The organism is Actinomadura coerulea, assembly GCF_014208105.1.
GTDB classification, from domain to species: domain Bacteria; phylum Actinomycetota; class Actinomycetes; order Streptosporangiales; family Streptosporangiaceae; genus Spirillospora; species Spirillospora coerulea.
Map to the genome: position 1 here is coordinate 8,148,719 of NZ_JACHMQ010000001.1, position 19,712 is coordinate 8,168,430.

Consider the following 19,712-nt stretch of genomic DNA (forward strand, 5'->3'; position numbering starts at 1 on the left):
GTAATCGCCCGGCGATCGTCCGTCGACCCCTCTCTGTCGTGAAGTGAAACATGTCGCATACAGACCAAGGGCAGTTGACGACAACTGTCATGCCATGACAATTTGTACCCCTGCCAAGCCGGAGGTCGATGATGACTCAATCCCGTGGCGCCGAGACCCTCGAACCGGGCGCCGTCCACCTACCGCCGCGCGACCAGGCGCGCGGCCGTCCCGCCAGGGCGGGGCACGGGCATCCCTGGCTCACGCTCATCGCGGTCGCGCTGGGCGTGATGATGGTCGGGCTGGACGCGACCGTCGTGTCCATCGCCAACCCCGCGATCGCCAAGGACCTCGGCGCGAGCCTGTCCGGCCTGCAGTGGGTCACCAACGCCTACCTGCTGGCGCTCGCCGTCACGCTGATCCCGGCCGGCAAGATCGCCGACCGGTTCGGCCGCAAGCGCACCTTCCTCGCGGGCGTCGTCGGCTTCGCCGTGTCGTCGGTGCTGATCGGGCTCTCGGGCGGGCTCGGCATGGTGATCTTCTGGCGGGTCGTGCAGGGGTTCGCGGGGGCGCTCCTGCAGCCCGCGAGCCTGGCCCTCCTGCGCAACACGTTCCCGGCCGAGCGGCTCAACGCCGCGATCGGCATCTGGGGGTCCACGGTCGGCATCTCCATCGCCGGCGGCCCGATCGTCGCCGGGCTGCTGGTGGAGAACGTCAACTGGGAGTCGGTGTTCTTCCTGAACGCCCCGCTCGGGCTGGTCGCGCTGCTCGTCGGCCTGTGGGTGATCCGCGAGTCCCGGGACGAGGAGGCCGCCGGCTCGTTCGACGTGGCGGGCGTCGCCCTGCTCAGCGGCGCGCTGTTCGCCCTGGTCTGGGGGCTCATCAAGGCCGGCGAGCACGGGTTCGGCGGCACCGTCCCGCTCGTGTCGTTCGCCGCGTCCGTCGTGCTGTTCGCCGCGTTCGTCTGGAACGAGCTGCGGGTGGAGCGCCCGCTGCTGCCGCTCGGGCTGTTCCGGTCGGTGTCGCTGTCGGCGGCGACCGGCCTCATCGTGCTCGGCTTCTTCGGGATGTTCGGGACGATCTTCTTCATCACCCTGTACCTGCAGCAGGTGCACGGCATGAGCCCGGTGGACGCGGGCGTGCGGATGCTGCCGATGACCGGCGTGTTCATCGTCGCCTCCCCGGTGGCGGGCGCGCTGACCAGCCGGTTCGGGCCGCGGGTGCCGCTCGTCCTCGGGATGGCGTTCACCGCGGCCGCGATGTTCGGCCTGTCGCGCATCGGGGTGGACGCCCCGTACGTGCAGCTGTGGCCGTGGTTCGTGCTGGTCGGGCTGGCGTTCGGAATGGTGATCGTGGCCGGCACCGAGGCCATCGTCGGCAACGCGCCCGCCCACCTCGCGGGCGTCGCGGGCGGCCTCCAGCAGACCGCCTCCCAGGTCGGCGGCGTGCTCGGCACGTCGGTGCTGGGGGTGCTGCTGTCGACCAAGGTCGGGGACGTGCTGTTCGGGCGGCTCACCGACGCGGGCCTTCCCGGGGCGGCGGCTCACCAGCTCGAAGGGCAGGGCGGGCTCGTCTCGCAGGGAGTGGCGCCCATCCCGCCCGGCACCTCGAAGGAGGCGGCCGACGCCATCACGACCGGGAGCCACCTCGCGTTCATGGACGGCTTCCAGACGTCCCTGACCGTGGCGGGGGCCGTCGCGCTCGTCGCGGTCCTCGCCGCGCTCCTGGTGCGGCGGGGGACCTCTCCGGTCGAAGGCGCGGCCGTCGCGTAGGGCCCGGTTTAGGCTGCCGGTGTGATGGGTTTCGCGAGGCTTCGCCGGATCCTCAGGTCCTATCCGGTGCCGGTGGCGTTCCTCGGGCTGTTCGCGGCCGTGTGGATGGTCCAGGTGCTGATCCTGCCTCCGGGCGCGCGGCAGGCGATGATCGCCTGGGCCAGCACCAACCTGGCCAACCTCGCGGTCAACCCGGTCGGGACGATGGTCGCCTCGGCGTTCGTCGCCGAGGGGTCGCAGGGCGTGCTGCTCGTCGCGGCGGCCATCGGGCTGTTCCCCGTGACCCGGCGGTTCGGGAACCTGCGGGCCGTCGCCCTCATCGCGGCCTCGCACGTGCTCGGCACGCTCGTCAGCCAGGGCATCGCGCTGGTGCGGCTGGAGGCGGGCCTGCTCTCGGACTCCGTCCGGACGATCCCCGACGTCGGCCCGTCCTACGTGCTGTGCGCGGCGCTCGTCGCGGCCTTCCTGTACGGGCACGGGCGGGTCCGCCGGCTGGTCGCGCTGGCCTGGTGGTGCGCGCTCGTCCCGGTGCTGCTGGACGGCCTGCTCGCGCTGGAGGTCGCCGCCGTCGGCCACCTGGTGGCCATGCTCACCGGCGCGGTCGCCGGGTGGCTGCTCCTGCTGCTGGAACGCCGGCGCGGGCCCGCGCCGCTCGGCGCGGTGCCCGCCGCCCCTCCGGCGGCCGGAGCCGCGGAGGCCTGACCCCGGTCAGCCCTCCCCGCCCGGCTGCGGGGCCGGGTTCGACGTGGGGCTCGGGCTCGGGGTCCCCGGGTCCGAGGGCGGGTCGGACGGGGTGTCCGGCGGCGTCGTCGGGTCCGAGGGCCCGTCGTCCGGCGGGGTCGCCGGGTCGGACGGCGTGTCCGGGGGAGTGGTCGGCGTCGCGTCGTCCGGGGGCGTGGACGGCTTCTCCGGCTTCGCGGGGGTGCTGGACGCCGGGGGCTTCCCGCGCGCGGGCTCCTCCGACGGCGAGGTCGCGGGCGGGGCCGGTGCCGCGGGCGCCGCGCCCCCGGCCGGGGACCCGCCCGCCTGCTGCGGCGGCGAGCCGTACGCGCTGGTCACCGGGTTCCGCGACCCGCCGCCGTCCGCGCGCTCGGAGCCGGTCAGGCCGGGCACCGGGTCCTGCGGGACGCCGTGGCTCGACGTGGACGCCGGGTGCGTCTGCCCGCTGCTCGCCGTCGGCGTGAGCGAGGCCGCGCTGCCGCCCTTGGCCGCGGGCCAGGACACCAGCAGCCCGATGACGGCGGCGGCCGACGCGGCGACGCCCGCGACCGCGCCGAGGCCCTTGGCGGCGAAGCCGGAGGCCCCGCGCCTGCGGCGGTCCGCCCGCGCGGGGCCGATCACGACGAGCGGGCTCGGCGACAGGACGCTCGGCAGGGGCCGGGCGGCCTCCTCCTCGCAGGCCGCGAGGACCTGCTCGCGCAGCCAGCCGGGCGCGTGCGCCGGGGCCCGCCGGGCGAGCAGCTGCGGCAGCCGTCCCTTCTCGAACGCGGAGATGAGGTCGAGCCGCGCCTCGGTGGCGCCGCGCATCAGCGTGTCGAGGACGGCGCGCTCCAGCCGCGTCCGCGCCGCGTTGAGCAGCTGCATGACGGTGTCCGGCGCGAGGCCGAGGACGCGGGCGATGTCGTGCGGTTCGAGCCACTCGCCCGCCCACAGCAGCAGTACCTCGCGGTGGTCGGAGCGCAGGCTCCCGGCGGCGCGCAGCAGCGGGTCGGTGTCGGCGAACAGCGGGCCGCGCGTGGCGGCGCCGACGGCGGGCTCGCCGGTGAACGCGCCGCGCTCGGCGCACGCCGTCCGGGAGAGCGAGTAGAGCCAGAGCACGCTGTCGCCGCGCGGCGGCTGGTGGACGGCCGCGCTGAAGGTGTCGCCGACGGCCGCCGCCGCGAGCCGGTCGCCCACGAGCGACCAGCAGTAGGCGTACAGGCGGTCGGCGTGCGCGTCGTAGAGCGAGCCCAGGTCTCCGCCCATGTGGCCCCCCGTCTCCGTCCGGTTTCACTTCCGGCAAAACGTGCATATCGCTGGCCAGGGGACTCTAGCGGCTCCGGTTGACCCATGAGAAGCCAGGGATCGGACATCGCGTCGAATAGCACGGAAGGTAGCAGTGAGTGCTGCGGACGGTGACGTTCACGGAGATTTAAGAAACTTCCTGAAAAACCGCTGATTTCTGATCCGGTTCAGCAGGGAAGGTTCGAACCCGTTGTCGAATCATCCGAGGAGTCAATGGTGACCCGGCTCACAGTGGACGACGTCTACCAGCACATACGCGGTGTCTGCTTCAAGACGGGTCCGCCCGGGACGGTCGGCGCGGAGACCGAGTGGCTCGTGGTCGACTCCGGCGACCCGGCGGCCCACGTGCCCGCCGAGCGGGTGCGGGCCCTCGTGGACGGGGCCGGTCCGCCGGCCGGCGGGAGCAAGGTGACCTACGAGCCGGGCGGCCAGCTCGAACTCAGCTCCGCCCCGTTCGGGACGCTGGGCGACCTGTCCGCCGCGCTCGGCCGGGACATCGCGCACGTGCGGGACGCGCTCGCGCCGGAGGGGCTCGCGCTCGCCGGGCACGGCGTCGACCCCGTCCGCGTGCCCCGGTTCCAGGCCGACCACCCCCGGTACGCGTGCATGCGCGACTACTTCTGCGCGGGCGGATTCCACGACGCGGGGCTGGCCATGATGTGTTCGACCGCGTCGGTCCAGGTGAACCTGGACATCGGCGCCGACGACGCGGACGCGGTCCGCCGCTGGCGGCTCGTGCACGCGCTCGGGCCGGTGCTGGTCGCCGCGTTCGCCAACTCGCCGCTGCGGGCCGGCCGCCGCACCGGGATGCGGTCGTCCCGGCAGGGCATCTGGACCGAGCTCGACCCGTGCCGCACCCTGCCGGTGCTGCGGGACGGGGCGGACGGCGACCCCGCCGAGGCGTGGACGCGGTACGCGCTCGACGCCCAGGTCATGCTCGTCCACACCCCGGACGGCCGATGGGTGCCCGCCCCCGGGATGTCCTTCCTGGAGTGGCTGGCCAAGGGGGAGCCCGGCGAGGACGACCTCGCCTACCACCTGTCCACGCTGTTCCCGCCGGTCCGGCCGCGCGGCTGGCTGGAGCTCCGTATGATCGACGCGCTGCCCGGCCCGTACTGGCCGGTGCCCGTCGCCGTCGCCACCGCCCTGCTGGACGACCCGGCCGCCTCCCGCGCCGCCGAGGCTGCGGTCGAACCGGTGGCGAACCGGTGGGCGCGGGCGGCCTGCGACGGCCTGTCGGACCCCGCCCTGGCCGCGGCCGCGCGGGCGTGCTTCGCGGCGGCGCTGGACGCGCTCGCGCGGCTCGGCGCGGCCGGCCTCGCCCCCCTGGTCGAGGAGTACGCCCACCGGTACGTCCTGCGGGGCCGCACTCCCGCCGACGACTGGCCCGCCGGCGACCGGCCCGCCGGCGTCCCCCCGACACGTCCGATGGAGGATCCGACATGAGCTCGCCCGGCCCGTCCGCCGAGGAGGCGGCCCTGAAGGAACTGATCGCCGACGAGCTCGGCGCGGTGCGCGACCGCAGCCTGCGCCTCACCACCGACGTCCTCGACGAGGACGACCTCACCGCGCAGGTGTCGCCGCTGATGTCGCCGCTCGTGTGGGACCTCGCGCACGTCGGCAACTACGAGGAGCTGTGGCTGCTGCGCGCGGCCGCCGGGCAGGAGGCGATGCGCCCAGAGATCGACGACCTGTACGACGCGTTCGAGCATCCCCGGGCGGAGCGGCCGGCGCTGCCGCTCCTGAAGCCCGAGGAGGCCCGGTCCTACCTCGGCACGGTCCGCTCCAAGGTGCTCGACTCGCTGTCGTCGGTGCGCTTCGACACCCCGGACCCGCTGACGTCGGGCGGATTCGTGTACGGGATGGTGGTTCAGCACGAGCACATGCACGACGAGACCATGCTGGCCACCCACCAGCTGCGCCGTGGTGCCCCCGCTCTGCTCGACCCCAAGGCGGAACCGCTTCAGGTTCCTGGCGAGGCGTCCGGCGCCGAAGAGGTGCTCGTCGAGGCGGGCCCGTTCCAGATGGGAACGTCCGACGAACCGTGGGCGCACGACAACGAACGTCCCGTGCATTTGGTCGACCTGCCCGCGTACTACATCGACGTGGAACCGGTCACCAACGCAGCCTACATCGCGTTCATCGAGGCCGGTGGCTACGACGACCCCCGCTGGTGGGACCCGGCCGGATGGGAGTGGCGCTACAGCAGCGGCAAACGCGCCCCGGCCTTCTGGGCGCGTGAAGGGGGACAGTGGTCGCGGCGCCGATTCGGGCGGTCGGAACCCGTTCCGCCTGGCGAACCCGTCCAGCACGTGTGCTGGTACGAGGCGGACGCGTACGCGCGGTGGGCCGGGAAGCGGCTGCCGACCGAGGCCGAGTGGGAGAAGGCCGCCCGCTGGGACCCCGCCGCAGGACGGTCGCGCCGCTACCCGTGGGGCGACGTCTACGAAGAGGGTCGCGCCAACCTCGGACAGCGGGCGCTCCGCCCGTCCGAGACCGGCTCCTACGCGGCCGGTGCGTCGGCGTACGGGGTGAGGCGCCTCCTGGGGGACGTGTGGGAATGGACGTCGTCGGACTTCCACGGCTACCCCGGCTTCCGCTCGTTCCCCTACAAGGAGTACTCGGAGGTCTTCTTCGGGCCCGACTACAAGGTGCTGAGAGGCGGGTCCTGGGCGACGCACCCGCTCGCCATACGCGGCTCGTTCCGCAACTGGGACTACCCCATCCGCCGCCAGATCTTCTCCGGGTTCCGCTGTGCCCGGTCGGCGGAGCCGGCGTCGGGGACGGCGACGGGGGTGGCGCGCTAGATGTGCCGCCATCTCGGCTACCTGGGGCCCGAGCGGACGCTGCACTCCCTCATCTACGAGGGGGAGCACTCGCTGGAGACCCAGTCGTACGCGCCGCGCATGACGCAGGGCGCCATCCTCAACGCCGACGGGTACGGCGTCGGCTGGTACCAGGACGGCGAGGCCGTCCGCTTCCGCCGCGCCCAGCCCATCTGGACCGACCAGTCGTTCCGCGAGGTCGCCGGAGCCGTGCGGGCGTCGTGCGCGGTCGCGGCGCTGCGGTCGGCGACCGTCGGGTTCCCCGTGGACGAGTCGTGCGCCCAGCCCTTCCGCGCCGGTCCGTGGCTGTTCAGCCACAACGGGAAGGTCGAGGGCTACGGCGGCGTTGAGTCCAAGCTGCGGGAACTGGCCGGGGACGTCGCCGAGGTCCCCGACGCCCGCGCTCCCGTCGACTCCGCGCCGCTGTTCGCCCTCGCCGTCCGGAACTGGCGGGAGGGCGCGGCGCTCGGCGAGGGCCTCGCCGCCGTCGTCGCCGCGATCACCGCGCTGGCCCCCGGCCGCTACAACCTGCTCGCCTCGGACGGGACGTCCCTGGCCGCCACGACCTGGGGCGACTCGCTGTTCGTGCGCGAGGGCGGCGACGCGGTGCGGATCGCGTCCGAGCCGCTGGACGGCGACCCCGCGTGGCGCCGCGTCCCCGACCGCTCGCTCGTCACCGCCGGGCCCGCCGCCGGCGTCCGCATCTCCCCGCTCTGAGACCGCCAGATCCCGAGACCGCCAGACCCCGAAGACAGCCCAGCCTCCGAAGGAGAACCACGTGGACCGGTTCCTGACCGCAGACGACCTCGCCAAGACGCTCCGCAAGGACGTCCGGGAAGGACTCTCCGGCACGCCCAAGACCCTGCCGCCCAAGTGGTTCTACGACGAGCGCGGCAGCGCGCTCTTCGAGGAGATCACGAGGCTGGAGGAGTACTACCCGACCCGGCGGGAGCGGGAGATCCTCGCCGCCCGGGCGCCCGGCATCGCCGCCGCGACCGGTGCCCGGACGCTGCTGGAGCTCGGCGCGGGCTCGGGGGAGAAGACCCGGGTGCTGCTGGACGCGCTGACCGGCACGCTGCGCACCTACGTGCCGGTGGACGTCAGCGGCGACTTCCTGGAGCAGGCGGCGGCGGGGATCGCCGCCGACCACCCCGGTCTGGCCGTCCGGGCCGTCGCCGCCGACTACGAGCAGCACCTGCCCCTGCTGCCCGGCGGCGAGCGGCGCCTCATCGCCTTCCTCGGCGGGACGATCGGCAACATGCCGCCCGCCGAGCGCATCGGGTTCCTCGGCGGCCTGCGCGCCACCATGGACGAGGGCGACTTCCTCCTCCTCGGCGCCGACCTCGTCAAGGACCCCGAGCGGCTCGTGCGCGCCTACGACGACGCGGCGGGCGTCACCGCCGAGTTCAACCGCAACGTCCTGTCGGTCATCAACCGGGAGCTCGACGCCGACTTCGACATCGGCGCGTTCGAGCACGTCGCGGTGTGGAACGCGGCCGAGGAGCAGATCGAGATGCGGCTGCGGTCGCTGCGCGCCCAGGACGTGCGCGTCGGCGGCCTCGACCTCGACGTGTCGTTCGCCGAGGGGGAGGAGACGCGCACCGAGATCTCCGCCAAGTTCCGGCGGGAGCGGCTGGAGGCGGAGCTCGGCGCCGCCGGGATGGAGCTCGCCGAGTTCTGGACGGACGAGGCGGGCGACTTCTCCCTCAGCCTCGCGCGCCCCGCGTCCCGCTGACGTTCAGCCCTTGCGGGCGGGGTGATCGAGGCCCATCCGCTTCAGGTCCGCCGCCAGGCGGGTCGCCACGTACAGGTGGCCCGCCGGCGTCGGGTGGGTGCGGTCCCGCTTGATGAGGCGCGGCGCGTTGCCCTGGCCGGTCAGCAGGTCGCCCGTGATCCAGCCCTCGCCGATCGGGTCGACGAACGGGACGCCGAGCTGCCGGGCGAGGTTCTTCAGCGCGTCGCGGACGGCGAGCGCGCCGGGCAGCGGCGTCCCCGTCCCCCAGAGCGGGCCCACCAGCACCAGGCGGGTACCGGGCCAGCGCTGCCGCGCCCGCGCCAGCAGCACGTGCGCCGCCGCCGCGACCTGCGGCGGGGGGATCCGCCAGTCGTTGTGGCCGCCGGACACGACCAGCATGTCGGGCGCCGGGCGCCAGCCGAGCTGGCTCTCGAACAGGCCGAGGAACGCGTGCGGGCCGCGGCCCTTCTGGACGAACCCCGTCCCGGACCGTCCGCCGACGACGACCTGCCAGCCGAGCAGCCGCGCGGTCGCGGAGGCGTAGGTCGACTCCGGCTCGACGCCGCGGTCGCCGACCGTGTAACTGTCGCCGAGGAACATCACGACGGGCGGCGCCCCGCGCGCCCCGTCCTTCGGTCCGTCCGCCGCGGCCGGCTTGTGCACCGAGCCCGCGAGCAGGGAACACCCCGTGAGCAGGGAACTTCCGGCGAGCGACAGGACCGCCGCCAGGCACAGGCACAGCATCCGGGTCGCCGCGCCGCGTCGGGCGCGGCGAGATGTCATGGAGTACCACCAACGAGATCGGGGGACGCCTCCGCATCTTACTGACCTCGCGCCTCCCACGCGCGCACTCCGCGACCATCCCGTCACCGCGCCGCGGCCGTGTCGTCACCGGCCGCGGCGACGAATCGCGTCCTTCCCTACATCCCCCGTTCATCCGGCGGATCGGACCGGGCCACCCGGCGGCGGGAGGGTTCCGCGGTGACTCGACGGGAACGGCTGCGCGAACTCGACCTGCTGCGCTTCGCGGCCGCGCTGGCGGTGGTGCTCTACCACTTCACGGGCTTCGGCGGCGCCGGGGCGTGGCCCGCGCCCTCTCAGGACGTCTTCCCCGAGATCGCGCCGGTCACCCGGTTCGGGTACCTCGGCGTCGACCTGTTCTTCGTCATCAGCGGGTTCGTGATCCTCATGAGCGCGTGGGGACGCGGCCCGGGGGAGTTCGGGATCTCCCGGCTCGTCCGGCTGATGCCCGCGTACTGGGTGAGCGTGCTGCTGGGCGCCGCCGTCTACGCGGTGTTCCGGATGGGGCACGGCGTCCCCGGCCTGATCGTCCCCAACCTGACGATGCTGCAGGGCGGGCTCGGCCTGCGGAACGTGGACGCCGTCTACTGGACGCTCTGGGTCGAGCTGCACTTCTATGTGCTCGCCGCCGTCCTCGCGGGGATCGGGATCACCTACCGCTCGTGCCTGGTCTTCATGGCGGCCTGGATGCTCGGCGGCGTCTTCGCCGACGAGGCCGACAACAGGATCCTCCAGGTGATGCTGGTCCCGACCTGGAGCTGCTACTTCATCGCGGGCATGGCGCTGTACATGATCCACCGGTTCGGCCCGACGCTGCTGCTCTGGGGGTACGTGGCCGCCTCCTACCTCATCGCCCTGCGCTGGGGGGCCTGGCGCGCGGAGCACGTGTTCGGGGGCGCCGACGAGACCGTGGTCGGCGCCGTCATCACGGGCATCTTCGCGGTGATGATCCTCGTCGCCACCGGCCGGCTGAGCCGGCTCCGCCGGCGGGGCATGTCCGTCCTCGGGGCGCTCACCTACCCCCTCTACCTCGTCCACTCCCAGCTCGCGCTCCCCCTGCTGGACGCGGTGTATCCGGGCCTCGACCGCTGGACGGCGCTGGCGGTGGTCATCGGGACCTCGCTGCTGGCCGCCTACGCCGTGCACCGCCTGGTGGAACGCCCCGGCGCGGCGTGGATGCGGGCCCGGCTCATGGCGTCGTTGAAACCCATGCGGCCGCCCGAGGAAGCGCCTACGCCGGTGATGGGTGGCGATCGGGGCGGACGGGGCGGTGCTGACCTCGACGGCGGTGAGTCCCGCGATCGCGCCCCGGTCGACGCGGCGCACACCTGACCCCTGCCCGGTTCCACGCGGCGCAGCGACCGCTGTTTCGGACGGCGGTGTGACACTTTCGGGACCGACCGCGCTGGAAGGGACAGGGCGTCCGGCCGTTGTGAGCGGGCATCGACCGGACGCGCCGCCTCTGGCGGGCCCGCCACCCCCGGGCGGGCCCGCCGGGGCCTCTCAGGCCGCTCTGCCGGCGGTCAGGCCGCCTCGTCCGACGGCTGGAGCTCCTCGGTGTAGCTGACCGGCGTCCGGCGCATCACGCCCGACTCGTCGACGGAGTACTGGCCGAGCCGCCACAGCGGCGGCGAGTAGGCGTGGATCGAGACGCTGGCGTCCTCCACCCCCGTGAGCCGGTGGATGTGCTCGGGGCCGAAGCAGAAGGACGCGCCCTCGCGCATGACGGTCCGCAGGGGCTCGCCGCCCATGCGCGGGTTGTTCTCCTCGATGGCGCCGGCGACGACGCGGACGGCGCCCGAGGAGACGTCGTGGTCGTGCCAGCCGGTGTCGTTCTCGGGCGTCCAGCACAGCAGCCAGACGTCGACGTGCTCGTCCCTGTGCAGGGAGGCGTAGTGGCGGCGCCCCTCGGGGAACGCGACGTGGGGCCGCCACAGACCGGGCCGCTCTGCCAGGTCGTCGACCAGCTCCCGCAGTTCCCGCTTGTCGAGGGGGCGGCCGGGCAGGCGCTCCAGGCCGCTGGGGCGGGGCAGGACCTCGGAAGACACGGGGTTCGCTCCTCTCCGAAACCGTGGGTGGGAGCGGTCCGTTGCGTCCGCGACCCGGCGCGAACGGCCAGGCCAGAACTTCTGAACCGCATCAGTTAACCGTTTCAGTGAACCGCTTCAGTGACGCTCCCGTCAAGGGCGGGTGCCGTGCTCTGTCGGTGGCGGCCTCTAGGGTTGGAGGGATGTCGGAGAAGCGCAAGCGCGCGACCATCCGGGAGGTGGCGCAGGCGACGGGGCTGTCGCCGGCGGCCGTCTCCTACGCGCTGCGCGGCATCCAGACCTCCGAGGAGACGCAGGAGCGCGTCCGCGCCGCGGCGCGCGAGCTCGGCTACGAGGCCCACCCGATCGCGCGTGCGCTGGCCAGCGGGCGCACCGACCAGGTCGGCCTGCTGTGCGGCTCGCTGGAGGACTATTGGCAGCAGTCCCTCGCGGTCGGCATCGGCCGGGCGCTGCTCGCCCGCGGCCGCTACGCCCTGATCGTGGACGCCGGCGGCGACCCCGAGCGCGAGCTGGCCCTGGCCCGGCGGCTGCGCGACCAGCGGGTGGACGGCCTGATCGTCCAGCCGCTCGACCCGTCCGCCGCGCTGTGGTCGGAGCTGGCGGCCGCGATCCCCGTGGTCTCCATCGGTGACGCCCTGCACGGCGGCCAGGCGCAGGGCGAGGTCGTCTTCGACAACCGGCGGGGCGTGACGCTCGCGCTGGAACACCTGCGGGCGCTCGGCCACCAGCGCCTCACCGTGTTCACCCCCACCCTCGCCAGCACGCCCGACCGCCCGGCCGACGTGTACGTCAACGCCGAGGCCGAGCGGCTCGGCCTGTCGGTGGACGTCGTGGTCGTGCCCCAGTCCCTCGCCGAGGCCACCGAGATCGCGCTGCGCGTGCTCGGCGGCCCGAACCGCCCCTCGGCCGTCTTCTGCTTCGCCGACTCCATCGCCTACGGCGTCTACGCCGCCACCCGCGAGCTGGGCCTGGACGTCCCCGGCGACGTCGCCGTCTGCGGCTACGACAACCATCCGATGTCGGCGCTGCTGTCCCCGCCGCTCACCAGCGTCGAGTGGGACATCGACGGCATCGTCCACTCCGCCGTCCGGCTGATCGTGGACGTCATCGACGGCAAGCCGCGCAAGCGCCGCGTCGTCCGCGAGCCGTCGCTGCGCGTCCGCGCCTCGACCGGAGAGACCGCGGCGGGCTGAGGGTCAGGGGTGGAGCCGGGCCAGGTGCGGCAGCAGGTCCGCGGCGGCGGCGATGTCGGCGTCCAGCGGCCGGTCCTCGATGCGCGGGTCGAGGACGGCACCCGCCATGTCCCACGCCGAGCGCAGCGGCCCGCCGGAGGGCGCCCGCCCCTGCATCCGCAGCGCGCGGACGGCGGCCACCAGCTCGCAGCCGAGCCCGAGCCGGTAGGCGGCGACCGCGTCGGTGCTGGCGCGCGCCGACTGCGTCGAGAAGCCGGCGTGCTCCTCGACGCCGCGCGACAGCACCGCGCTGCCGAGCGCCGCGGGGGTGGCGAGGCGCCTGACGTCGGCCAGGCACGAGTGCGCCACGTACTCCAGGATCATGATCCCGGAGGAGGCCTCCGTCTCCCCCTGGAACGGGTAGAGGCCGGTGAAGGCCGGCTCGGCGAGCGTGCCGAGGCGGGCGGCGGCCAGCGCCATGGTCTGGAACAGGGCGGCGCGGGCCGCGTCCAGGGCGAGCCCGACGTAGGCGGTGTGGAAGTTGCCGTTGTGCCAGACCGTCCGCCCGGGGACGTCCACCAGCGGGTTCTCCGCGGCGGCGTTGATCTCCCGCGTGACGACCTCCTCGGCGTAGCCGGCCGCCTCCAGCGCGGGGCCGTGCACCTGCGGGAACGCGCGGTAGCCGTACGGGTCCTGGATGCGCATCGGCGCCGGCCGGTCGAAGGCGAGCAGCGCGCGCATCGCCGCCGCGGCCTGCTGCTGGCCCGGATGCGGGCACGCGTCCTGCACCGGCTGCGCGTACGGCTCCTCCGAGCCCCGGACGGCGAAGTGCGACAGCGCCGCCACGACCGTCGAGGCGCGCAGCGTCTCCCGCAGGTCGGCAACCGCGAGCGCCGCCTCGCCGAGCGTCGCGGCGTTGGAGCTGATGAACGCCAGCGCGTCGGCGGAGCGGAGCCGGTAGCCGGGGCCGCGCTCCTGCCCGCCGTCCGGGCCCGGCAGCCACGGCCGCTCACCGAGCAGGCACAGCGCGGTCGAGGCCAGCGCCGTCAGATCGCCCGTGCCGATCGCCCCGTACACCGGCACCGGCGGGAGCAGCCCGAGGTTGAGCACGTCCGCCAGGGCCTGCAGCACGCCCGGCTCCACGCCCGAGCCGCCCGCCGCGATCTGGTTCAGCCGGACGGCCAGCATCGCCCGGACGGTCTCCGGCGCGACCAGCGGCCCGGCCCCGGCCGCGTGGCTGCGCAGCAGCCGCAGCCCGTGGGCGTCGGCGTCCTCCCACTCGACGTCCACGACGCGGTTGGCGCCGACCCCCGTCGTCCGCCCGTACACCGGCTGCGCCTCGGTGACCTCGCGGACGACCCGCCAGGCGCCCGCCGCCCGACGTTCGCCGGCCGCGGCTATGGCGACCGTCACATCCTCGCGGGCCGCGCGGGCCACCTGAGCGCATGTGAGCGAGGTCCCGTCGATAACGATTCGGCTGTTCTCCACGGCGACACGCTACTTTCCCTGCATTACCGGTAGATATGCTTTCATGCTCGACGTTCCGGGCATGCCGGGACACTGAGATGACGGTACCCATTGGTTACGGTTGGCTCGTAACCGGAATTCGATCATCGGCGTCATGCGGGACGCCCGGCGAGGACGTGATTCGTTGATCACCTTTGAGGGTGTCACCAAGCGCTATCCCGGGGGGACCGTCGCGCTCGACGACGTGAGCCTCGAATGCCCCGCGGGCCGCATCACCGTGTTCGTCGGCACCTCCGGCGGCGGCAAGACCACCGCGCTGCGGACCATCAACCGGATGGTCGAGCCGACGTCCGGGCGCGTGCTGATCGACGGGAAGGACGTCCGCGAGCGCAAGCCCGCCGAGCTGCGGCGCGGCATCGGCTACGTGATCCAGCACGCCGGGCTGTTCCCGCACCGCACCATCCTCGACAACATCGCCACCGTCCCGTACCTGCTGTCCTGGAACAAGAAGAAGGCGCGGGCGCGGGCGCTGGAGCTGATGGAGCGGGTCGGGCTCGACCCCGCGATGGGCAAGCGGTACCCCTTCCAGCTGTCGGGCGGCCAGCAGCAGCGCGTCGGCGTCGCGCGGGCCCTCGCCGCAGACCCGCCGATCATGCTGATGGACGAGCCGTTCAGCGCCGTCGACCCGGTCGTGCGCGCCGAGCTGCAGGACGAGTTCCTCCGCCTCCAGGAGGAGCTGCACAAGACGATCGTGTTCGTCACCCACGACATCGACGAGGCCATCAAGCTCGGCGACCGGATCGCGGTGTTCCAGACCGGCGGCAGGCTCGTCCAGATCGACAGTCCGGAGAACATCCTGGCCCACCCGGCCGACGACTTCGTCGCCGGCTTCATCGGCCAGAACCGCGGCATCCGCACCCTGTCCTTCGCCGAGACGGGCGGCCTGCGGCTGAGCGGCGACGCGGTCCGCGCGGCGGGCACCGACGCCGCGGAGGCCGCCGGGACGGAATGGGTGCTCGTCGTCGACGACGACCGGCGCCCCCTCGGCTGGGCCCGCCCGGCGCAGGCGCCCGGGAAGCTCGGCGAGGCCGAGCTCACCCCGGTCGGACCCACCTTCCAGGTCGGGGGAGACTCCGTGCGGACCGCGCTGGACGCGGCCGTGCTGTCCCCGTCCGGGCTGGCGGTCGGCGTCGACGAGACCGGCGCGGTCGTCGGGACCGCCAGCGGGACCGACCTGCTCGCCGTCCCCACCCACGGCCGCCACGGCGCCGGGTCCGGTGAGCGGCCCGAGCCCGCGCCCGAGCCCGAGGAGGCCGACGCCGGAGGCGCCGGCTGATGGACATCGACTGGGGCTGGATCGGCGAGCACACCGACACGCTGACCGAGCACGCCCTCATCCACCTGCGGCTCGCGCTGCTGCCGGTGCTGTTCGGCCTGGTCATCTCGCTGCCGGTCGGCATGCTGTGCCGCCGCTGGGCCTGGCTCTACCCGCCGGCGCTGACGGTCTCGAACATCTTCTACGCGATCCCGTCGCTCGCGCTGTTCATGGTCTTCATCCAGTACACCGGGCTGACCGCCTCCACGGTCATGATCCCGCTGACCCTGTACAGCCTGTCGGTGCTCGTCCCGAACGTGGTGGACGGGCTGGCGTCGGTGTCCGACCCCGTCCGGCAGGCGGCCACCGCGATGGGCTTCGGCCCGCTGCGGCGCCTGCTCCAGGTCGAGCTGCCGATCGCCGTGCCCATCGTCATCGCCGGGACGCGCGTCGCCGCCGTCTCCTCCATCAGCCTCGTCGCCGTCGGCCAGCTGATCGGCCAGGGCGGCCTCGGCTACGACATCATCCGCGGCTACCAGCTCCAGTTCCAGACGCAGATCGTGGCCGCCACCGTCCTGATCGTCCTGCTGGCCTTGGTCACCGACGCGATCCTGGTCACCGTCCAACGCCTGCTCACCCCGTGGGCCCGAGCCCGGATGACCTCATGAACGAGCTGTGGAACCAGATCGACCTGTTCTGGACGTGGCTGACCACGTCCTCCCAGTGGCACGGCGGCGACGGCATCCCGCACCGCCTGCTCCAGCACGTCTACTACAGCGGCGTGGCTCTGGTGTGCGCCGCGGTCATCGGCCTCGCGCTCGGCCTGCTCGTCGGGCACACCGGCCGGGGCGGCTTCCTCGCGATCAGCCTGGCGAACGTGGCCCGCGCCGTCCCCACCTTCGGCCTGGTGCTGATCGTCGTGGTGATCGAGTACAGCATCACGCCGGTGCTCGTCGCGCTCGTCGCCCTCGCCGTCCCGCCGATCCTGGTCAACACCTTCGAGGGCATCCGCGGGGTCGACGCCGACGCCAAGGACGCGGCCAGCGGCATGGGCATGACCGGCTGGGGCGTACTGTGGCGGGTCGAGTTGCCGATGGCGCTGCCCCTCATCCTGCTGGGGATGCGCACGTCCGCGATCCAGGTCGTCGCCACCGCCACCATCGCCGCCTACCCCGGCTTCGGCGGGCTCGGCCGCTACATCATCGACGGCCTGGCCCGCAACGACTACCAGCTCGTCGTCGGGGGCACCGTCCTGGTGGTGCTGCTCGCGCTGATCGTCCAGGCGGCCTTCGCGGCACTGCGCCGCCTCCTCCTCTCCCCGGGCCTGCTCGGCTCCGCCCGATCCTCCTGACACCGAAGGAAGAGCACATGAACAAACTCATCAGGGGCGCGGTCGTCGGCCTCGTGGCCGCCCTGTCACTGTCCGCCTGCGGCAGCGGCGACTCCGGAGACGACGGCAACCCGCTCTCCGGAGGAGGCGGGAACGGCACCGTCACCGTCGGCGGCGCGAACTTCCCCGAGAGCAACCTGCTCGGCGAGCTGTACGCGCAGGCGCTGGAGGCCAAGGGCGTCAAGGTCACCCGCAAGTTCAACATCGGCGCCCGCGAGATCTACTACGACCAGGTCGTCAAGGGCGGCATCAGCGTGATGCCCGAGTACAACGGCGCCCTGCTCACCACCTCGGTCGACAAGACCAGCACGGCCGCCACCACCGACGAGATCAACGCCGCGCTCAAGGCCAAGCTGCCCGCCGGCGTCGAGATCCTCGACTCGGCGAAGGCCGAGGACAAGGACTCGGTCACCGTCAACCCGCAGACGGCCGCCAAGTACAACCTGAAGTCCATCGCCGACCTCAAGCCGGTCGCCAAGGACCTCGTCATCGCCGGGCCCTCGGAGTTCAAGACCCGCCAGCAGGGCCTCGTCGGCCTCAAGAAGGTCTACGGCCTGGACTTCAAGAAGTTCCAGCCGTTCGACGCCGGCGCCCAGGCCACCCTGGTGAAACTGCTCACCGAGAACAAGGTCCAGGCCGCCGACCTGTTCACCACCGACCCGACGATCCAGCAGAACAAGCTCGTCGTCCTGGAGGACCCGGAGAACGTCTTCTCCGCCCAGAACGTCACGCCGCTGGTCAACACGAAGGCGGTGGACGAGAAGGCCAGGGCGGCGCTGAACGGCGTCTCCGCCAAGCTCACCACCCAGGACCTCCTGGACATGATGAAGCGCGTCGCCATCGACAAGGACGACCAGGAGAAGGTCGCCGAGGAGTGGCTGAAGAAGTCCGGCCTCGCCTGACCCCCCCGCACGCCGCCGACGGCCGAGTCCCCCCGGGGCTCGGCCGTTCGCCGTCCGGGGCGGGGCCGTCGTCCTCGTCTACGGCGTCCCCCGCGGCACCTCGATGCGCACGATCATGGCCCGCCAGGCCGACTTCCACGCCGCGCACAGGGACGACCGCCGGCTCGACGGCTGACGGGACGGCGCTCAGACGCGCACGGGCAGCGAGACCAGGCCGCGGACGATCGAGCCGGTGCGGTGGTGGCGCAGCTCGTCCGCCGGCGCGGCGAGGGTGAGATCGGGGAAGCGGTCCAGCAGGCCGCCGATGGCGATCTGCCCCTCCAGCCGGGCCAGCGGGGCGCCGAGGCAGAAGTGCGGGCCGTGGCCGAAGGCGACGTGGCCCTTGGGGGCGCGGGCCACCTCCAGCCGGTCGGGGTCCTCGAAGACGGCGGGGTCCCGGTCGGCGGCGCCGAGCGAGACGTGCACCCAGGCGCCCTTGGGGACGGGCGTTCCGGCGATCTCCATGTCCTCCAGGGCGATGCGCTGGCTCGCCCGTTCCACCGGGCCGTCGAACCGCAGCAGCTCCTCGACCGCGGACGGCAGCAGCTCGGGCCGCGCCCGCAGCAGTTCGAGCTGCCCGGGCGCCTGGAGCAGGGCGAGCACGCCGTTGCCGATGAGGTTGACGGTGGTCTCGTGCCCGGCGATGAGCAGCAGTGCGATGGTGCCGAGCATCTGCGCCCCGGTCAGGGCCGCGTCCCCGTCGCGGGCGCTGATCAGGGCGCTGACCAGGTCGTCCTCGGGCTCGGCCCGCCGCTCGGCGATGACGCCGAGCAGGTAGTCGTTGAACGCCCTGGCCGCCTCGCGGCGGCGCTCGCGGGCCTCGGCGGTGAGCGCCGGCACGGTCAGCACGGCCGTCCACTCGCGGAACCGGTCCCGGTCGCGCGCCGGGACGCCGAGCAGCTCGCAGATGACCTGGATCGGCAGCGGGACGGCGAAGTCCTCGATGAGGTCGCCCCCGCCGCGGGCCGCGACGCCGTCCAGCAGCCCGTCGGCGATCTCCTGGACGCGGGGGCGCAGCCGCTCCACCCGCCGGGCGGTGAACGCCCTGGCCACCAGCCCGCGCATCCGGGTGTGGTCGGGCGGGTCCATCCCGAGCATCGTGCCGCCGAAGAACAGCTCGGCGTTCACGGACACCGCGCTGTACGCGGTGTCCTTGGACAGGCGCGGATCGCTCAGCGCCGCGCGGCCGTGCTCGTGGTCGACGACGAGGAAGGCCGCGGCCCCCGGAGGGAAGTCGATCCGATGGACGGGCCCTGCCGCCCGCAGCTCGGCGTACACGGCGTACGGGTCCTCGCTGAACGCCCGGCCGAACAGCAGATTGGTCGGCAGCATCACTTCACCCTTCCGACGCCGGCGAGGAAGCCCGGCCGCGACATGTCGGGCGGGGACGGCTCGGCGTCCGCCCGCCAGTCGGCCACCTGGACCAGGCCGGGGCCGAGCAGCTCGGTGCCCTCGAAGAACGTCATGACCTCGTCGATCCCGCGCGGAATGATGTCGCCCGCCCCCGTCCTGCCGTAGGCGCCCCGGACCTGCTCCTCGACCAGCGCCGGGACCTCGCCGCGGTGGCCGTGCGTGATGGCCACGCAGCTGCCGGGGACCAGCGGCGCGCGGAGCCTCGCCACGATCTCCGCCGGGCGCGCCTCGTCCGGGATGAAGTGCAGGATGGCCAGCAACAGCAGGCCCACCGGCCGGTCGAAGTCGATCCGGGCCTTCACCTCGGGGTCGTTCAGAATGCTCTCCGGCTCGCGTAAGTCGGCCTGGATGACCGTGGTCAGCGGGTTGTCGGCCAGCAGCGCCCGCGCGTGCGTGAGCACGATCGGGTCGTTGTCGACGTAGATGACGGTGGAGCCGGGGGCCGCGCGCTGGGCCACCTGGTGCACGTTCTCCTGCGTCGGGAGCCCGGAGCCGATGTCGAGGAACTGCCGGATGCCGCGGTCGGCCATCATCGTCACGGCGCGCGAGAGCAGCCCGCGGTTGGCGCGGGTGAACTCCAGCACGTTCGGCATCGCGGCCACCACCTGGTCGGCGGCCTCGCGATCCGCCGCGAAGTTGTCCTTGCCACCGAGGTAGTAGTCGTACATCCGGGCCACGCTGGGCGTCTCGGAATCGACCCCCCACTCGGGACGGTGCTCACCACTCACGGACGGACCTCCCTGTCCGGGTATCCGATCGGATGAGATTGTAGGGAGGAAACCCGGACGATTTCGATCATTCGCGACTACCGGTCTAATAAGGACCGTTCCAAGGAGGGAACGCCCATCGG

18 protein-coding genes are annotated in these 19,712 nt (G+C 73.3%); 12 read left to right on the forward strand and 6 right to left on the reverse strand.

The genetic code is table 11. The annotated features are described in order from the left end of the window. Window positions 1-131 precede the first annotated feature (131 nt). Both BKA00_RS37935 and BKA00_RS37940 read left to right on the forward strand, forming a co-directional pair. Entirely contained in the window at window positions 132-1,751 is a 1,620-nt protein-coding gene (locus BKA00_RS37935; protein WP_185033389.1) for an MFS transporter, read from the forward strand. Between the two features lie 24 nt (window positions 1,752-1,775). Beyond that, the gene (locus BKA00_RS37940; protein WP_185033391.1) at window positions 1,776-2,453 is read left to right on the forward strand and encodes a rhomboid-like protein; all 678 of its coding nucleotides are present in this window, start codon (window positions 1,776-1,778) and stop codon (window positions 2,451-2,453) included. 6 nt (window positions 2,454-2,459) lie between these two features. Here the strand turns inward: BKA00_RS37940 and BKA00_RS37945 are convergent, their stop codons facing one another. Further along, window positions 2,460-3,716: a hypothetical protein gene (locus BKA00_RS37945; RefSeq protein WP_185033392.1), complete on the reverse strand. Its 1,257-nt coding sequence runs from the start codon at window positions 3,714-3,716 to the stop codon at window positions 2,460-2,462. A gap of 255 nt (window positions 3,717-3,971) precedes the next feature. Here BKA00_RS37945 and egtA point away from each other — a divergent pair, with 255 nt between their 5' ends. The 4 genes from egtA to egtD all read left to right on the forward strand — a co-directional run bounded on the left by egtA (window position 3,972) and on the right by egtD (window position 8,315). After that, on the forward strand, window positions 3,972-5,201 hold the full coding sequence (gene egtA / locus BKA00_RS37950; RefSeq protein ID WP_185033394.1) for an ergothioneine biosynthesis glutamate--cysteine ligase EgtA: 1,230 nt from the start codon (window positions 3,972-3,974) through the stop codon (window positions 5,199-5,201). Next, window positions 5,198-6,562, forward strand: a complete 1,365-nt coding sequence (egtB, locus tag BKA00_RS37955) for an ergothioneine biosynthesis protein EgtB (RefSeq protein WP_185033396.1) — start codon at window positions 5,198-5,200, stop codon at window positions 6,560-6,562. Before egtA ends, egtB begins: the two co-directional genes overlap by 4 nt. Further along, on the forward strand, window positions 6,563-7,297 hold the full coding sequence (gene egtC, locus BKA00_RS37960) for an ergothioneine biosynthesis protein EgtC (protein WP_185033398.1): 735 nt from the start codon (window positions 6,563-6,565) through the stop codon (window positions 7,295-7,297). A gap of 61 nt (window positions 7,298-7,358) precedes the next feature. After that, window positions 7,359-8,315 (forward strand): L-histidine N(alpha)-methyltransferase, encoded by a 957-nt coding sequence (gene egtD, locus BKA00_RS37965; protein ID WP_185033400.1) that lies wholly within the window; start codon window positions 7,359-7,361, stop codon window positions 8,313-8,315. A 3-nt stretch (window positions 8,316-8,318) separates the two neighbouring features. On the opposite strand, the gene BKA00_RS37970 is transcribed toward egtD, so the two are convergent. Beyond that, window positions 8,319-9,098, reverse strand: a complete 780-nt coding sequence (locus BKA00_RS37970; protein WP_230298754.1) for an SGNH/GDSL hydrolase family protein — start codon at window positions 9,096-9,098, stop codon at window positions 8,319-8,321. Between the two features lie 198 nt (window positions 9,099-9,296). Between BKA00_RS37970 and BKA00_RS37975 the strand changes: the two genes are divergently transcribed. Further along, a complete protein-coding gene (locus BKA00_RS37975; protein ID WP_185033402.1) occupies window positions 9,297-10,448 on the forward strand; it encodes an acyltransferase family protein in 1,152 nt (383 codons plus the stop codon). A 191-nt stretch (window positions 10,449-10,639) separates the two neighbouring features. Here the strand turns inward: BKA00_RS37975 and BKA00_RS37980 are convergent, their stop codons facing one another. Further along, window positions 10,640-11,164: a cysteine dioxygenase gene (locus tag BKA00_RS37980; protein WP_185033404.1), complete on the reverse strand. Its 525-nt coding sequence runs from the start codon at window positions 11,162-11,164 to the stop codon at window positions 10,640-10,642. A gap of 182 nt (window positions 11,165-11,346) precedes the next feature. On the opposite strand from BKA00_RS37980, the gene BKA00_RS37985 reads away from it, so the two are divergent. After that, window positions 11,347-12,357: a LacI family DNA-binding transcriptional regulator gene (locus BKA00_RS37985; protein WP_185033406.1), complete on the forward strand. Its 1,011-nt coding sequence runs from the start codon at window positions 11,347-11,349 to the stop codon at window positions 12,355-12,357. A gap of 3 nt (window positions 12,358-12,360) precedes the next feature. Here the strand turns inward: BKA00_RS37985 and BKA00_RS37990 are convergent, their stop codons facing one another. Next, window positions 12,361-13,824, reverse strand: coding sequence for an aromatic amino acid ammonia-lyase (locus BKA00_RS37990; RefSeq protein WP_185033408.1), 1,464 nt, complete (start codon window positions 13,822-13,824; stop codon window positions 12,361-12,363). Between the two features lie 163 nt (window positions 13,825-13,987). On the opposite strand from BKA00_RS37990, the gene BKA00_RS37995 reads away from it, so the two are divergent. From BKA00_RS37995 to BKA00_RS38010, 4 genes are read left to right on the forward strand one after another with little or no spacing between them, the layout of a single operon-like run. Then, entirely contained in the window at window positions 13,988-15,139 is a 1,152-nt protein-coding gene (locus tag BKA00_RS37995; RefSeq protein WP_185033417.1) for an ABC transporter ATP-binding protein, read from the forward strand. Continuing rightward, window positions 15,139-15,786, forward strand: a complete 648-nt coding sequence (locus tag BKA00_RS38000) for an ABC transporter permease (RefSeq protein ID WP_185033420.1) — start codon at window positions 15,139-15,141, stop codon at window positions 15,784-15,786. The genes BKA00_RS37995 and BKA00_RS38000 overlap by 1 nt, the downstream gene beginning before the upstream one ends. Beyond that, the gene (locus BKA00_RS38005) at window positions 15,783-16,469 is read left to right on the forward strand and encodes an ABC transporter permease (RefSeq protein ID WP_185033422.1); all 687 of its coding nucleotides are present in this window, start codon (window positions 15,783-15,785) and stop codon (window positions 16,467-16,469) included. Before BKA00_RS38000 ends, BKA00_RS38005 begins: the two co-directional genes overlap by 4 nt. A gap of 17 nt (window positions 16,470-16,486) precedes the next feature. After that, on the forward strand, window positions 16,487-17,410 hold the full coding sequence (locus BKA00_RS38010; protein WP_185033424.1) for an ABC transporter substrate-binding protein: 924 nt from the start codon (window positions 16,487-16,489) through the stop codon (window positions 17,408-17,410). A gap of 186 nt (window positions 17,411-17,596) precedes the next feature. On the opposite strand, the gene BKA00_RS38015 is transcribed toward BKA00_RS38010, so the two are convergent. Further along, window positions 17,597-18,781 carry a cytochrome P450 family protein gene (locus BKA00_RS38015; protein WP_185033426.1) on the reverse strand — a complete coding sequence of 395 codons (1,185 nt, stop codon included), beginning with the start codon at window positions 18,779-18,781 and terminating at the stop codon, window positions 17,597-17,599. Beyond that, entirely contained in the window at window positions 18,781-19,590 is an 810-nt protein-coding gene (locus BKA00_RS38020) for an SAM-dependent methyltransferase (RefSeq protein ID WP_185033428.1), read from the reverse strand. The genes BKA00_RS38015 and BKA00_RS38020 overlap by 1 nt, the downstream gene beginning before the upstream one ends. Window positions 19,591-19,712: the final 122 nt, after the last annotated feature.

Excerpts from the sequence above, each read along its gene's own strand:
- BKA00_RS37940 (WP_185033391.1), top strand. The coding sequence starts at position 1,776 with ATGGGTTTCGCGAGGCTTCGCCGGATCCTCAGGTCCTATCCGGTGCCG.
- BKA00_RS37945 (WP_185033392.1), bottom strand. The coding sequence starts at position 3,716 with ATGGGCGGAGACCTGGGCTCGCTCTACGACGCGCACGCCGACCGCCTG.
- BKA00_RS38000 (WP_185033420.1), top strand. The coding sequence starts at position 15,139 with ATGGACATCGACTGGGGCTGGATCGGCGAGCACACCGACACGCTGACC.
- BKA00_RS37970 (WP_230298754.1), bottom strand. The coding sequence starts at position 9,098 with ATGACATCTCGCCGCGCCCGACGCGGCGCGGCGACCCGGATGCTGTGC.
- BKA00_RS38010 (WP_185033424.1), top strand. The coding sequence starts at position 16,487 with ATGAACAAACTCATCAGGGGCGCGGTCGTCGGCCTCGTGGCCGCCCTG.
- BKA00_RS37985 (WP_185033406.1), top strand. The coding sequence starts at position 11,347 with ATGTCGGAGAAGCGCAAGCGCGCGACCATCCGGGAGGTGGCGCAGGCG.
- BKA00_RS38005 (WP_185033422.1), top strand. The coding sequence starts at position 15,783 with ATGAACGAGCTGTGGAACCAGATCGACCTGTTCTGGACGTGGCTGACC.
- egtB (WP_185033396.1), top strand. The coding sequence starts at position 5,198 with ATGAGCTCGCCCGGCCCGTCCGCCGAGGAGGCGGCCCTGAAGGAACTG.
- BKA00_RS38015 (WP_185033426.1), bottom strand. The coding sequence starts at position 18,781 with ATGCTGCCGACCAATCTGCTGTTCGGCCGGGCGTTCAGCGAGGACCCG.
- egtC (WP_185033398.1), top strand. The coding sequence starts at position 6,563 with ATGTGCCGCCATCTCGGCTACCTGGGGCCCGAGCGGACGCTGCACTCC.
- BKA00_RS37935 (WP_185033389.1), top strand. The coding sequence starts at position 132 with ATGACTCAATCCCGTGGCGCCGAGACCCTCGAACCGGGCGCCGTCCAC.